General features: G+C 68.2%; 13 protein-coding genes. 5 read left to right on the forward strand and 8 right to left on the reverse strand.

Annotated features, from left to right (window positions below; translation table 11 throughout):
• Window positions 1-49 precede the first annotated feature (49 nt).
• Window positions 50-673, forward strand: a complete 624-nt coding sequence (locus P9K36_RS16160; RefSeq protein WP_043380068.1) for a glutathione S-transferase family protein — start codon at window positions 50-52, stop codon at window positions 671-673.
• Between the two features lie 27 nt (window positions 674-700).
• On the opposite strand, the gene P9K36_RS16165 is transcribed toward P9K36_RS16160, so the two are convergent.
• From P9K36_RS16165 to P9K36_RS16190, 6 genes are all read right to left on the reverse strand, one after another.
• Window positions 701-1603 carry a tetratricopeptide repeat protein gene (locus tag P9K36_RS16165; RefSeq protein WP_043345803.1) on the reverse strand — a complete coding sequence of 301 codons (903 nt, stop codon included), beginning with the start codon at window positions 1601-1603 and terminating at the stop codon, window positions 701-703.
• Window positions 1590-3320: a dihydroxy-acid dehydratase gene (gene ilvD / locus P9K36_RS16170; RefSeq protein WP_278305502.1), complete on the reverse strand. Its 1731-nt coding sequence runs from the start codon at window positions 3318-3320 to the stop codon at window positions 1590-1592. Before ilvD ends, P9K36_RS16165 begins: the two co-directional genes overlap by 14 nt.
• A gap of 675 nt (window positions 3321-3995) precedes the next feature.
• Entirely contained in the window at window positions 3996-4856 is an 861-nt protein-coding gene (locus P9K36_RS16175) for a transglutaminase family protein (protein ID WP_053609889.1), read from the reverse strand.
• Window positions 4857-4926: 70 nt separating this feature from the next.
• The gene (locus P9K36_RS16180; protein WP_278305503.1) at window positions 4927-5520 is read right to left on the reverse strand and encodes an LUD domain-containing protein; all 594 of its coding nucleotides are present in this window, start codon (window positions 5518-5520) and stop codon (window positions 4927-4929) included.
• On the reverse strand, window positions 5517-7088 hold the full coding sequence (locus tag P9K36_RS16185) for a lactate utilization protein B (RefSeq protein WP_278305504.1): 1572 nt from the start codon (window positions 7086-7088) through the stop codon (window positions 5517-5519). Before P9K36_RS16185 ends, P9K36_RS16180 begins: the two co-directional genes overlap by 4 nt.
• The gene (locus P9K36_RS16190) at window positions 7085-7828 is read right to left on the reverse strand and encodes a (Fe-S)-binding protein (RefSeq protein ID WP_043380077.1); all 744 of its coding nucleotides are present in this window, start codon (window positions 7826-7828) and stop codon (window positions 7085-7087) included. Before P9K36_RS16190 ends, P9K36_RS16185 begins: the two co-directional genes overlap by 4 nt.
• Before the next feature lie 354 nt (window positions 7829-8182).
• Between P9K36_RS16190 and P9K36_RS16195 the strand changes: the two genes are divergently transcribed.
• Entirely contained in the window at window positions 8183-8575 is a 393-nt protein-coding gene (locus P9K36_RS16195) for a DUF2267 domain-containing protein (protein ID WP_043345824.1), read from the forward strand.
• Between the two features lie 173 nt (window positions 8576-8748).
• On the forward strand, window positions 8749-8967 hold the full coding sequence (locus P9K36_RS16200) for a hypothetical protein (RefSeq protein WP_043345819.1): 219 nt from the start codon (window positions 8749-8751) through the stop codon (window positions 8965-8967).
• 21 nt (window positions 8968-8988) lie between these two features.
• On the opposite strand, the gene P9K36_RS16205 is transcribed toward P9K36_RS16200, so the two are convergent.
• A complete protein-coding gene (locus P9K36_RS16205; RefSeq protein WP_278305505.1) occupies window positions 8989-9699 on the reverse strand; it encodes a hypothetical protein in 711 nt (236 codons plus the stop codon).
• A 312-nt stretch (window positions 9700-10011) separates the two neighbouring features.
• Window positions 10012-12081: a M3 family metallopeptidase gene (locus P9K36_RS16210; protein WP_278305506.1), complete on the reverse strand. Its 2070-nt coding sequence runs from the start codon at window positions 12079-12081 to the stop codon at window positions 10012-10014.
• 182 nt (window positions 12082-12263) lie between these two features.
• Between P9K36_RS16210 and P9K36_RS16215 the strand changes: the two genes are divergently transcribed.
• Together P9K36_RS16215 and P9K36_RS16220 are read left to right on the forward strand one after the other, a co-directional pair.
• The gene (locus P9K36_RS16215) at window positions 12264-13238 is read left to right on the forward strand and encodes an extensin family protein (RefSeq protein ID WP_278305507.1); all 975 of its coding nucleotides are present in this window, start codon (window positions 12264-12266) and stop codon (window positions 13236-13238) included.
• 76 nt (window positions 13239-13314) lie between these two features.
• The gene (locus tag P9K36_RS16220) at window positions 13315-14427 is read left to right on the forward strand and encodes a L,D-transpeptidase (RefSeq protein ID WP_278305508.1); all 1113 of its coding nucleotides are present in this window, start codon (window positions 13315-13317) and stop codon (window positions 14425-14427) included.
• Window positions 14428-14620: the final 193 nt, after the last annotated feature.

The following is a 14620-nucleotide window of genomic DNA, read 5'->3' on the forward strand; positions in this document are numbered from 1 at the left end:
TGCAGCGACCAGACCGGTCGCCGCCCGTCTTTCAGCTCAGGAGCCACGCTTGATCGTCTACGGTACCGGCTATTCGCCCTACGTCCGCAAGGTCCTGGTCTCGCTTGCCGAGAAGGGCATCGCCTACGAGCACAGGCCTGTGATGTTCCACGCGCCGGATGCCGACTTCCAGGCGGCGAGCCCGCTCGGGAAGATCCCAGCCATCGAGGACGACGGTTTCCGCCTTGCCGATTCCTCGGCGATCCTCTGGTATCTGGAGCGGAAGCACCCGACGCCGGCCCTCGTTCCGACCGAACCGAAGGCGCTCGGCCGCGCCGTCTGGTTCGACAAGTTCGGCGACACCGAACTGTTCGCGAAGCTGATCGTGCCTTTCGTCCAGCGGGTGCTGAAACCCAACATGATGAAGCAGCCGACCGACGAAGGTGCGGTCGCCCAGGCGCTCGACACGGACCTGCCGCCGCTGTTCGACTATCTGGAGCGCGAGATCTCGGGCCCGTATCTGGTCGGTGACGCGTTCAGCATCGCCGACATCTCCATCGCGACCAGCTTCTACAATCTGCACTTGGCGCAGGCGAAGGTCGATGCCGACCGCTGGCCCAAGCTTGCGGCCTATGTCGACGCCACGCTGGCGCGGCCGTCGTTCAAGGCCGCACTCGAGGCCAAGAAGGGCTGAACCGGCCGGGCGATCCGGCGGCGGCGCTCAGCGCCGCCGCCGGATCGAGCCCACGGTTTGCAGTTGCGTTTGCGCCTCGGCGCGGTCGTCCTCGCTCGCGGCCGCCCAGTTCTTGTCGTAGAGCGCGACGATCCAGTCGTCCTTCCGCGCTTCTGCCCCTTCCCGCGCGAGGGAGAGCCACATCAGGCCCCTCACCCGCTGGATCGGGATCCCGCCGAGACCGTTGACCAGCATGTCCCCGAGCAGTGCCTGCGCCGGATGGTGGCCCTTCTCGGCCGCGAGGTTGAACCAGCGCGCCGCCTGCTTCGGATCGGCCTCGACGCCCGTCCCGTCGAGGTAGAGCCGAGCGAGATTGTACTGCGCGTTGGGATCTCCGTAGTACGACGCGGCGTAGTTGAACATGTCGTAAGCGCGTTCGGGATTCGGGCGCACGTAGGTGCCCTTGATCCCTTCCAGGAAATAGGTGCCCAGAGCCGTGAAGGCGCTGCCCAGAACCGCCGAGTTCTGCGGGTCGGGGCCGTCATCGGTGCTGGCATCGGCGATCCGAGAGAAGAACTCGAACGCCTTCAAGTCGTCATGGGGCACGCCGTCGCCGTCGGCATACATCCGGCCGAGCTTCCACAGAGCCAGGGCGTGGCCCTGGCCGGCCGCGTATTCGAGGGCGCGGGCCGCGCCCTGCTTGTCGCCGGCATTGTACTCCCGCATGCCGGCCCGAAGCGCGTCCTTGGCCGAGCGATAGCTCTTGTCGGCGACCGGCACCTGAACGGGCGTGCGGACATTGGCGTCGAGCGCACGCGAGGTCTCGACCGGGAGCGCAAGCAAAGCGAGCGCCCAGGTCGCGACGGCGAGGCCGCGGGCGAACCGGAACCGACCGGGATCGGCCCCGACCGGCGCCCTGCGCCGGCTGAGGTCAGTCCTAGACGTCCGCATAGCTCTGCGTCTCCTTGGCACCTCCCGGATGGGTCACGGCGCCGTAAAGCGCCGGGCCGACGCCTTGCGCGTATTTCCAGAGGTAGCCGGAGGTCGCGGAGTTCGGACGCGGCGTCCAGGCCTTCCGCCGCTCGGCGAGTTCCTCGTCCGAGAGAGCGACGCTGAGCGTGCCCTGGATGGCATCGAGGGTGATGACGTCGCCGTCGCGGATCAGGCCGATCGGACCGCCCACGGCGGCTTCGGGTCCCACATGGCCGACGCAGAAGCCGCGTGTCGCGCCCGAGAAACGCCCGTCGGTGATCAGCGCCACCTTGTCGCCCATGCCCTGCCCGTAGAGCGCCGCGGTGGTCGACAGCATCTCGCGCATGCCGGGACCGCCCCGGGGCCCCTCGTAGCGGATGACGAGGACCTCACCTTCCTTGTAGCCGCGCGACTGCACGGCCGCGAAGCAGGCCTCCTCGCCGTCGAACACCCGGGCCGGGCCGGTGAAGACCTGCTTCTCGGCCGGGATGCCCGCGACCTTCACGATGGCGCCCTCGGGGGCGAGGTTGCCCTTCAGGCCCACGACGCCCCCGGTCGGGGTGATCGGCCGGTTGGCCGGGTAGACGACGTCCTGGTCCGGGTTCCAGGTCACCCGGTCCATGTTCTCGGCGATGGTGCGGCCGGTGACCGTCAGACAGTCGCCGTGCATGAAGCCGTGGTCCAGGAGCGTCTTCATCAGCAGCGGGATGCCGCCGACCTCGAACATGTCCTTGGCGACGTAGCGCCCGCCGGGCTTCAAGTCGGCGATGTAGGGCGTGCGGCGGAAGATCTCCGCCACGTCGAACAGCGTGAATTCGATGCCGCATTCATGCGCGATGGCCGGCAGGTGCAGGGCGGCGTTCGTGGAGCCGCCGGAGGCGGCCACCACGGTGGCGGCGTTCTCCAGCGCCTTGCGGGTGACGATGTCCCGCGGGCGGATCCGATTCGCGAGAAGCTCCATCACCTTCTCGCCGGCGGTGGCGCAGAACTTGTCGCGGATCTCGTACGGGGCCGGGGCGCCGGCCGAGTAAGGCAGCGCGAGGCCGATCGCCTCGGAGACGGTTGCCATCGTGTTGGCGGTGAACTGCGCGCCGCAGGCGCCGGCCGACGGACAGGCGACCTGCTCCAGCTCGTCCAGATCCTCCAGGCTCATGTCGCCGACGGCGACCTTGCCGACAGCCTCGAACAGATCCTGGACGGTCACGGGCTTGCCGCGGAACGAGCCCGGCAGGATCGAGCCCCCGTAGATGAAGATCGAGGGGACGTTGAGGCGCACCATGGCCATCATCATCCCCGGCAGGGACTTGTCGCAGCCGGCAAGTCCCACCAGGGCATCGTAGGCATGGCCCCGCATGGTCAGCTCGACCGAATCGGCGATGACCTCGCGGGACGGCAGCGACGCGCGCATGCCGCCATGGCCCATGGCGATCCCGTCGGTCACCGTGATGGTGCAGAATTCGCGCGGCGTGCCGTTGGCGGCGGCGACGCCCTTCTTCACCGCCTGCGCTTGGCGCATCAGCGAGATGTTGCAGGGCGCGGCCTCGTTCCAGCAGGAGGCGACGCCGACCAGCGGCTGGTGGATCTGCTCGCGCGTCAGACCCATGGCATAGAGATAGGAGCGGTGCGGGGCGCGGTCCGGCCCCTCAGTGACGTGGCGGCTCGGCAGCTTCGACTTGTCGTTCAAACGCGTCACCATGACTTCAGACCAAGCCTTCGCACAGCCGATCCCGAGGGTGCGCTGAACCGCGGCGCGTCGCCGTTCGCGAAGCGCCGGGATATTCATCCGCGTGCTCGGGAAGTCCTCGTTTCCGATCGGTAAATCGTTGTCGAGATTGCCGTTTACCGCGGATCTTGAGGTGGGCCCGGACTATGGCGGGATCGCGGCGTTTACAGGCAGGTCTCGGGGCGGAGCCGGGATCGTTTTACGGTGTTGCGACCCCGCCACAGCCACGCTTGGAGCCATTTCGCTCGCCAGGACCAAAAGAAGGACAATCGCGACGGCACCGCCCGGTGATCCGCCTCGATCCGTCTAGTCTTCAGGATCAGCGCGGATCTTCGCAGAGGAATCCGGCCGCGCCGCGGCAAAACCGGCCGGAGATCGTCGGCGCAGCATTATCGCCGTGCGCGGTCTGCGCCAGAAAGACCTGGGCGGATCGGGAAATAACCCGTGGGACCGGATCCGCGGTTCGTTCGAACGCGGGCCCTGCAGGACCGCACCATAGCCCGCCCGGGACAGGGCGTATGTCCAGGCGACCCCACCGGTGGGCACGCTTTCCGATGCGGGAAGACGATCCCGTGACGGCGTCCGCCGGCGACCGGCCGGACGGGATCACAGGATCACGGGATGGCCTGATCCCAGGCGGGTCGCGGCTCAGGCCGCCCCGCTCTGCGGCGCCGGGATCTCGGTGGAGATGGCGTCGACCGTGCGCGGCATCGGGCTGCCCTGCCCGTCCGCGCGCTGAATCCGCACCTGCTGGTTGACCGGTTGCATGTTGCCGAAGGGCGTCGAGAAGGCGATCTCGGCGGCATCGCGTCCGACGCCGATCCGCACCAGCCCGTCGAGGTCGGCTTGCCGTGTGGCGTCGAACAGCCACCAGCGGCCGTCGAGATAGGCTTCGAACACGGCGTGGAAGTCGCTCGGAACGAGCCCGTGGGCGTAGCAGCTCACGAACCGGGCCGGGATGCCGAGAGCCCGGCAGAAGGCGGCGCCGAGATGCGCGAAATCGCGGCATACGCCGGCGCGCTTGAGCAGCGACTCATGCGCGGTGGTCTCGCCGTCGCTGGAGCCCGGCTGATAGGCGATGTGGTCGTGGATCCAGTTGCAGATCTGGTTCACGCGGCCATAGCCCTTGGGCAGCGCGCCGAACTCGGCCAGAGCGAACGGCGTCAGCCGGTCCGAGGACACGAACCGGCTCGGCAGCAGGAAGGGCAGGATGTCGAGGGGCAATTGCCCGATCGGCGTCTCGTTGATCGTCGCGGGATCGGCCCGATGCACCGTGAGATCGACCTCGGCATTGTACTCCAGCGCGAACTGGCCGGTCGGCACGTTGACCGCGAGATAGCGGTTCTGGTGGTCGGGCGTGGTGTAGAGGTCGCGCTTGAGGTTCGGCGTCAGGACCAAGCTCTCGGTCAGGATCTCGACGCTCTTCAGCTTTGCCACCTCCAGATTGAAGATGAAGGTGGTGTCCGACAGAATATTGTATGACAGGCTGCAACCGAGGATGTAGCGCATCGGATCTCCTTGCCGGATGACGGCCTATCCGCCGCCCAAGCAAGGGGCGCGCCCGATCGTGGGTTCCGGTTCAGGCGCGCCGCGGCAGCATCAGCACCGTGAGCGAGCGCACGCCCTGCGCGCCGTGGATCAGCACGCCCTCGATGTCGGCGGTCGCCGACGGTCCGGTGTGCAGAACCGCGTAGGCCGAGCGGCCGAATTCCGGCCGGCGATAGGCGGCCTGCACGTTGGGCACGATATCGGCGGGATCGAGCAGAACGACGAGGTGCTGCGCGAGATAGGCGACCGCGTTGACGATCAGCTGATCCTCCGTGAACAGCACCGATCCCGTCTCGGCGATGCCGAACACGGCGCGCACCACCGCCACGTCCACGTCCTCGACCTCCTGCGGGGCGCGGACGCTCCGAAGGTCCCGGTTGCCGGTCAGTTCCGGTACCGCGGAGGCAATCACCTGGGCCGCATCGAGTCGCTCGCGGACCCCCGCGAAGACATCACCGGCGCCGGGTTCCGCCACCCGGCCGCCCATCCGCTTCAGCCGCTCGCCGAACTCGGCCACATGGTCGTCGCCGACGAGGGGCGTAAACTGCGGCACCTCTGGCAGCGGGAAATCGCCGGCCGGCCGGTTCCTGCGGATGCCGTCCAGGATCGCGTCGCGGGCGCTCATCGACGCGTGTCCTTCATGCGGTTCTGCTTGTACCAGGCGTGGAAGGTCTGGCGCGGGGCGTCGGGCATCTCGCGCTTCTTCCCCCAGGTGTTGAGCGGATTGTAGACGGCGAAACGCGGCAGGACCTTCAGGGCGGAATCCGCCGCGCCGATCGCGGCCCGGTAGGCGGCCGGGCGCGACAGGACCGCGCCGGCGGCCTTCATCATGCCCTGCTTGAGCGCCGGGATCTGGTGCTCCTCGACCAGCACCTTGCGCCACGCGAAAATCTGCTCGTGGATGTTGATCTTCACCGGGCAGACGTTGGTGCACGAGCCGTTCATCGTCGAGGAGAACGGCAGCGTCGAGTATTTGCGCTTGTTGAAGGTCGGATCGATGATCAGCCCGATCGGCCCCGAATAGGTCGCCCCGTAGGAGAGGCCGCCCGAGCGCCGGTAGACCGGGCAGGTGTTCATGCAGGCGCCGCAGCGGATGCATTTCAGGGAGGTCCAGAACTCCTCCATGCCGAGGCGCTCGGAGCGGCCGTTGTCGACCAGCACCATGTGCATCTCGGTGCCCGCCCGCGGCGCGCGGAAATGCGAGGTGTACTGGGTGATCGGCGAGCCGAGCGCCGAGCGCGACAGCAGGCGGATGAAGACGCCGAGATGCTCGACCTTCGGGATGATCTTCTCGATGCCGATGGAGTGGATCTGCAGCGGCGGCACGTTGCCGGAGAGATCGGCATTGCCCTCGTTGGTGCAGGTGACGACCGATCCGGTCTCCGCGATCGCGAAGTTGCAGCCGGTCATGCCGGCATCGGCCTTCAGGATGTAGGGGCGGGTCGTCTCCCGCTGGCTCTCGGCGAGATAGTGGGCGTCGTCGTTGTCCGGGTCCGTCCCGAGCGTCTTGGCGAAGACCTCGGCCACGTCCATCCGGGTCTTGTGGACCGCCGGCGCGACGACGTGGCTCGGCTCCTCGTTGTCGAGCTGCTGGATCCGCTCGCCGAGGTCGGTCTCGATCACCTCGATCCCGTTCGCCGCCATGTGGTGGCGGAAGCCGCACTCCTCGGTGAGCATCGACTTCGACTTCACCAGCGTCCTGGCGCCGTGGCTCCGCAGGATCTCCAGGACGATCCGGTTGTGGTCGGCCCCGTCCTTGGCCCAGTGGACATGGACGCCGTTGGCTTTCGCGGCTGCCTCGAACTGCTCGAGATAGCGGTCGAGATGGCTCAGCGTGTGCGTCTTGATCTGCGAGGCGAGCTCGCGGAGCTCCTCCCATTCGGGAATGCCGTGGGCCGAGACGTCGCGCTTCTTGCGCAGGTCCCACAGCCGCTCGTCGTGGGCAGCCTGGTGCAGCGGCGCGGCGAGGAAGCGCTCGGCGGCCTCGGACTGATTGATCGGACGGTCACCCCGGATCTTCGCGCCGCGGGGCTGCGGCTCACGGACCTGGGGCGCGCGGATCGGCTTCGAGGCCGCCTCGGCGTGCTGGAGGCGCCGTCCGTCCTGCGCGCGTTCACTCTCGTCGTGGCTGGCGCGCACCTCCGGGTGGATGACGCCGTCGCGCTCGCGGGGATTCAGATCCTCGGCGCTCATGCGGTGGCTCCGTTCAGCACCTGGGCGATGTGGATGTACTTGAGGGGCAGGCCCAGGCGCTCGGCGCAGCCCTTCTGGTGCATGAGACAGGAGGAATCCGCCGAGACGACATATTGGGCGCCGGCGCGATTCTGGTCGGCCACCTTGTCGTAGCCCATCTTGGCCGAGACGGCGGGCTCGAACACCGAGAAGGTCCCGCCGAAGCCGCAGCACTCGTCCGGCCGGGCGAGATCGACGAGCTCGACACCCTTGACAAGGCGCAGCAGGTCGAGGGGCTTCGAATAGTAGGGCTTTACCAACTCGGATGGCCGCGCGTGATGGATGCCGCGCAACGCGTTGCAGTTGGTGTGATAGGCGACCTTATGAGGGAAGTTCGTCCAGGGCAGGTCCTCGACCTTCAGCACGTCGTGCAGGAATTCCACCAGCTCGTAGGTGCTGGCACGGACGTGGCGCACCGCGTCGGTCTGGGGGATCGCGGTGAGATGCTCGCGGACTTGGTGGACGCAGGATCCCGACGGCGCGACGACATAGTCGAAGCCGGAAAAGTTCTTCACGAACAGCGCTTCGGTGGCGGCGGCTTCGGCGTGGCAACCGGTATTGGCCATCGGCTGACCACAGCACGTCTGATCGTAAGGGTATTCCACCGTGCAGCCGAGCCGCTCCAGCAGCTCGAGGGTGGCGATCCCCACCTCGGGCTCGAAGGCGTCGACGTAGCACGGCACGAACAGGCCGACCCGCATGGTGCGACAACTCCCTGAAGATCGGCCGCGCGGCGATCTGGAACGGTTCAAGATTGGTGGTGGGTCTACCGGATGTCGCTGATCTTGGCGAGATCGGACACTGCGTCAGCGGGCCCGCTGTAACGCAGCGCGCCGTTGATGCGGGGTCCGCCGCCCCTCCGTCTTCCAGGCCGTGGATCCGCGGTCAGGGGACGTCGTTCCCGGGGCTTGGCGGTCGGCGTCCTCGATCCGGTCGAGGGGTGACGCTCCTCCGTGCGCAGCCGGAGAGTTTCCCGAGGATGCTGGGCCGCGCGCTTGATTTCCGACGCCTCAGAGTCGAATGACGTCTGGAAGCGTTCCGAAGAGATCATCACCATGGAAGAACTGCTCGCCCGCGTCACCACCCGCACCGGGCTCGACGCCGCGACCGCTCAGACCGCCATCGGGCACATCCTGGCCTTCCTGCAGAAGGAAGGGCCGGCGACCGAGGTCGGTCAACTCCTAGCTGCCCTGCCGGGCTCAGAGTCCCTGATCGCCGAGTCGAATGCCGGCGAGAGCGGCGGCGGCGGTCTGATGGGCATGCTCGGCGGCATGATGGGCGGCGGCGGCGTCATGGCTTTGGGTCAGAAGCTGATGGCCGCCGGTGTCCCGATGGGTCAGATGCAGCCCCTCGGCCAGGAGCTGTTCGCTTTCGGTCGCGAGAAGGTGGGCGAGGACGCGATGGGCCCGATCATCGGCTCGATCCCCGGCTTGAACCAATTCGTCTGACGCCCATCGATGTGCGCGGTCGCACTGCATTCGGGTGCCGCCTGGACGAAGGTAAAAAAGAGGTTTCGAGGCGAAAGCTTGACGGAACCTGTCCACGCGATCCCCGTTATTAGGGATGCGGGCTGGATCGACGCCTTTGGCAGTGTCCAGTTCCGCTCCCAAGCAGGCCGGCCATGCCCGTCTTCGAAGCCAAAAACCTGGACAGCGAGTTTGAAGGGCAGACCCTGCTCGCTGCCATCCTGCATCCGACCCGCGCGGCGCAGACCCGCGCTCTGAGGCACGGGCGCCAACGGGCAGAGCGCGCGGCGGCCTTGGCCGATCCGATGACGATCGAGCCGCGTTTCCCGATTGCGCCCGGCGAACTGGCCCCGACCGGCTGTCCCAGCCGCTGAGGCTGTTCGGATTCGGTCAGCCTACCAGGGCTGCGACGTGACGAGACCCTGGCGCGTCACGACCACCCATTCCCGTCCGTGTCGCTCGACGCCTTCCACGCGACCGACGCCCGGAAGGATGTCGCCGGGCGAGACCTCGACCAGGCGGCGGCGCCGATTCTCCAAAACCGCCGTGCCCTCGTAGACGTCCCGCAGAGCCCAGCCTTCGATCACCGGCGGCCTGTCGAAGGCCGCCGGTTTCTGCTTGGTCTCGCCAATCTTGGCCTCGCCAGTCTTAGCCTCGCCTGCCTTGGCCTCGCCTGCCTTGGCGTCCGCCACCTTGACCTCGGGCTTCCCCTCGCTGGCGCGGGCGGGCTCGCCGATGCTTCCCGTCTGGGTCGGCTCTGCCTTCGCGGCGACCGGTGTCGCGGCTGTCCGGCGCTCAAGCTGCGCGGCAAGGCCGGTGAGCCGGGCGGTGTGCTCGCGCTCGACCTGCTCAAGGCGCTCGCCGAGCGCCGCGACCTTGGCATTGAGAGTCTTGTCCACCTGCGCCAGACGCTCGCCGAGGGCGCTGCTGCGGTTCGCGGCCTCTTTCCGCGCGGCGTCGGTTGAGGCGCGAAGGTCGGCGAGGACGGTGTGGAGCTGCGCGATGTCGCCGGCCAGCCGAACGGTTTCGGTCCGGCCGGCATCGAGCGTGGTTTCGAGAGCCGCAATCGCATCGGGCCGCACGGCTGCCGGGCGGGAGAGCACCATCACGCTCCCGCCCAGAATTGCGCCGACGGCCAAAGCCGCGCCTGGGAGCGCGAGCCGCTTATGATCGAGGCGCGACAGGAACGGACGAGCGAAGCCCTTGCCCGCGGGAGGCTCCACGGACGCGGTCGCCGCCGGGGCAACTTCCGCCTTTCCGGTCACCACAGCTTTGAGCAGATCCGCCGGCGAGATGCCCTCGGAAACGGCCTGCTTGGCTTGGATCTTCGTCATCGCCCCGAACTCCGCACGCGGCCTCGCGCTGCAAGCGTTCGTTAAGGACGTTTGTTTACGAAACCCTTACCGCGGGCGCGCGGCTCAGGCCGCCAGCCCGCGCTTCTTCAACAGCGGCTCGATGCTGGGCATCCGCCCGCGGAAGGCCGTGTAGGCCTCGCGCGGATCGCGCAGGTTGCCGGCACCGTACACAAAGGTCCGCAGCCGCTTGGCCGTCTCCGGATCGAAGATGTCGCCCGCTTCGCGGAACGCGTCGAACGCGTCCGCATCGAGCACCTCCGACCAGAGATAGCTGTAGTACCCGGCCGCGTAGCCGTCCCCCGAGAAGATGTGGGCGAAGTGCGGTGTCCGGTGCCGCATGCTGATCTCGGCGGGCATGTTGATCCGCCGCAACGCTTCGGACTCGAACACGGGGACGTCGAGCCCGGCCTCGCCCTCCGCCGAGAGATGCAGCGTCATGTCGACGATGGCCGAGGCGGTGTACTCCACCGTGGCGAAACCCTGGTTGAAGGTCCGTGCCGCCAGCAGCTTCTGCAGCAGGGCGTCGGGCATGGGCTCGCCGGTCCGATGATGCCGCGCGTGGGCGCGCAGGACCTCCGGCTGCTCCAGCCAATGCTCGTAGAGCTGCGAGGGCAGTTCGACGAAGTCCCGCGACACGGCCGTTCCGGACAGGAGCGGGTAGGTCACGTCCGATAGCAGACCGTGCAGGGCGTGGCCGAATTCGTGGAACAGGGTGCGTGCGTCGTCGAAGGACAGCAGCGTGCTCTCGCCGTCCGGCGCCTTGGCGAAGTTCATCACGTTGACGATGATCGGCGTGATCGGGCCGTTCAGGCGCTCCTGCGAGCGGAAGGCGCTCATCCAGGCGCCGGACCGCTTCGAGGCCCGGGCGAAATAATCGCCGAGGAAGAGGCCCACCTCGGACCCGTCGGGATTGCCGACCCGCCAGACCCGGACATCGGGATGATACCGGGGGACGTCGGAGAGTTCCGTGAAGGTCAGGCCGAACAGCCGGGAGGCCGTGTCGAACGCCGCCTCGATCATCCGCTCCAACGGCAGGTAGGCCTTGATCTCACTCTCGTCGAGGTCGTGCTCGGCGCGACGCACCTTCTCGGCGTAGTGCCGCCAATCGTGCGCCTGGAGCGCGAAGTTGTGGCCTTCGGCCTGGATCGTCGCCTGGAGGCGGTCCCGCTCTTCGGCCGCCCGCGCCCGGGCGGGCGTCCAGACGTCGCGCAAGAGCCCGGTCGCCGCTTCGGGACTCGCCGCCATCGTGTCGTCCAGGGCGAAATGGGCGAAGCTCGCGAACCCGAGAAGCCGCGCCCGCTCCGCGCGCAACCGGATGATCTCGGCGAGGATCGCACGGTTGTCGGTCTCGCCGCCGTTCTCGCCGCGCCGGGTCCAGGCCGCATAGGCGCGCTCGCGCAGGTCGCGCCGGGTCGAGAAGACCAGGAAGGGCTCGATCAGCGAGCGCGACAGAGTGATGACGTGCCCGTCGAGGCCGCGCTCCTTGGCGGCGCTCTCGGCGGCGGCCCGCAGGAACGGCGGCAGGCCGGCCAGATCCTTCTCGCCCCGAAGCGGCAGGATGAAGCTGCTCTCGTCGGCCAGGAGATTCTGGCTGAACCGCGTGCCGAGTTCCGACAGGCGTGCCGCGATCTCCGCCATGCGGGCCTTGTCCTCGGGCGCGAGATCGGCCCCCGACCGCCGGAAGCGGATCCGGTATCGGTCGAGGACCCGGCGCTCCTCCGGCTCCAGGCCCTCGGGCGCGATCGCCGAGATCCGGGACCAGAGCTCGGGATTCAGGTAGATGGCGCTTCCATGCCGGGCGAGCTTGGGGCCGATCTCGCGCTCGATGGCCTGAAGCTCCGGGTTCGTATGGCTGCCGGTCAGATTGTAGAAGACGCCGGCGACGCGCTCGAGGGCGAGGCCGGCCCGCTCCATGGCCTCCACGGTGTTGCCGAAGGTGGCCGGAGCGTCCTGGCTCGCGATCACGCGGATCTCGGAAGCGTGGGCCTCTAGCGCCGCTGCGAAGGCCGGCCCGTAGTGCTCCGGTCGGATCCGCTCGAACGGCGGAAGGCCGTGCGGGGTGCTCCAATGCGCCTCGCGGAAGGGATTGTCCTGCGGCAGGCTCGGGAGCCCGGCATCAGCTGCGTCCGACATGCGGTCCTCAACGATACGTCCACGCGACGCCGCGTCTGTCCGCGCCGCCGGTGCGCCGACATGGGGTCTGCCGGCGCGATCGGAAAGACAGTGGCCCGTTCGACGGGTCCGTCAACCACATGGGCGCGATCCGAATGGCGTCTCGTCCGTTGTAGAGGCCAACGCCCACGCTTCGAGGCCCCATGCCGGGACGCACTCTGTCGATCCGCCCTCCGTCCGTCTTGCGCGCCGGGGTGGCCCTTGCATTGGCGCTCGGCCTGCTCGCCGCCGATCCGGTCGGGGCCGCCGAAACGCCCGCCGCCTCGGTGCCGACGCCCCCGCCCCTGCCGCCCGAACGCCCTGAGACGCTGAAGCCACCCGTTGCGGAGCCGGCACCCCCGACCCCGCCGGCCCGGCCTCCGGAACTGAAGCCTGCCGTCGCGGAGCCGGCGAAGGAGCCGGTCAAGGATCCCGGCCGGGAAAAGGCCTCCGAATCCGCGAAGGAAAGCCCGAAGGAAGGCTCGAAGGAATCCGCGAAGGAGGCGTCCAAACCCGAGATCCCGACGCCGCCACCCGCGCCGCCCGAGCGCCCGCCGGAACTGTCCGGCGGGGCGGCCCTGGCCCTTAAGGTCTCGCCGCCGGACGATACGGCCTGCCGGACGCGCCTGAAGCGACTCGGCGTCGATTTCGAGCCGCTGGCGCCCATCGCGGAAGGGCAATGCACCGCTCCGCTGCCGCTTAAGGTGACGAAATTCGCCGACGGCGTGGCGCTGCCGCAGGGCGCGACCTTGACCTGCCGGGCCGCCGAAGCCCTGGCGCGCTGGGTCACCGAGGTGCAGGTCGAGGCCGAGCGGACGTTGAAGCATCCCCTGACCGCCCTCGAACTCGGCGGCTCCTATGTCTGCCGAGGCCAGAATCACGACATCGATGCCAAGCTGAGCGAACATGCCTTCGCCAATGCCGCCGACATCATGGGCTTCGCCTTCGCCGGACGCGCAAGCATCCCCGTGAAGGCGATGCCGGACGGCTCCGAGGAGGCGCAGTTCCTGGGCGCGGTGCGCACGAAGGCCTGCGGCTTCTTCCGCACGGTCCTGGGGCCGGGTTCGAACGCCGCCCACGCCAACCATCTTCATGTGGACCAGCGGGAGCGCAATGCCGGCCACCGGCTGTGCGAGTAGCCTCGCGTGGAACGTTCCGGCCGGCTCGGCGCTTTTTGGCACGGGAGCGCCTCCGCTCTCCGGAATTGCGACGTCGATGATCCCAAAATCCTGGCGGCCCGTTGGCGCGGCTCTCGTGGCGAGCTGTCTCGTCGTGCAAGGCGCTGCGGCCAAGCCCGAGAAAGACCGGAAGACCGAAGCGGCGCAGCCGCCGGCGCTCACCGCCGACACCGTGAACGCCGCCGCCCTGGCGCCCCCGGAAGCGGGCAAGGATCGGGAGGCCAAGCCGAACACGAAGGCGCGCCGCGCCGCTGCGTCCGCGGAGAAGCCCGAACCGCTGATCGTCAAGGCGCAGGTGCTGCTCGACCGGGCGCATTTCTATCCCGGCGCGATCGACGGCCGGACCGGCGAAAACTATAAACGCGCGCTCTCCGCCTTCGCTGTGGCGCAGGGGCTTCCGGCGACGCAGAGCCTGAATCCTGAGGTTTGGGACAAGCTCCAGGCGACGAGCGATAAGCCCGTCATCACGGACTATACGATCACCGAATCCGACGCCTCGGGGCCCTATGTCGAGCGGATCCCGCCCAAGATGGAGCAGCAGGCCGAGCTCAAGACGTTGGGGTACACCAATGCCCGGGAGATGCTCGCAGAGCGCTTCCACATGGGCCGTGACCTCGTCAGCGCGCTCAATCCCGGCAAGTCCCTGGACACGGCCGGCACGGTCATCGCCGTCGCGGCCGTCGAGCCGATGGGGACCGACAAGCCGAAGGCCAAGGACCTCCCCGAAAGTCCGAAGGTCGAGCGCATCGAGGTCGGCAAGGCGAGCCGCGACGTCCGGGCCTTCGGCGCCGACGGAAAGCTGCTGGCCTACTACCCCGCCTCGATCGGCAGCTCCGAAAAGCCAGCGCCGAGCGGTGACACCAAGGTGAAGGGCGTCGCGTTCGATCCCGACTACACGTACAATCCGAAATACGCATTCAAGGGCGTGAACGCGCAGCACAAGTTCACCATCCAATCCGGTCCCAACAACCCGGTCGGTCTGGTCTGGATCGATCTGGCGATCCCGAGCTACGGCATCCACGGAACGCCGGAGCCCGAGAAGGTCGGCAAGACCGAATCCCATGGGTGCATCCGGCTGACCAATTGGAATGCCCGCGACCTTGCCGCGCATGTTACGCGCGGTGCTGAGGTCGTCTTCAAGGAAGACTGATCACCCGGCGTCGATCCGCCCGGCTGCCGGGCGGACAAAAATGTATCAGGCGTTAACATAGCGCGCGGTCGCGCCATCGGAACGGGCCGGGAACGCTTGACACGTTGCGGAATACGGGCGACGCCACAGGTTGTCTCGCGGGCCATCCTTCGGGCCGTGCTCGTTCATACGAGCGCTGCTGTCGCGGTGCGCG

The organism is Methylobacterium sp. 391_Methyba4, assembly GCF_029691625.1.
Taxonomy (GTDB): Bacteria; Pseudomonadota; Alphaproteobacteria; order Rhizobiales; family Beijerinckiaceae; genus Methylobacterium; species Methylobacterium fujisawaense.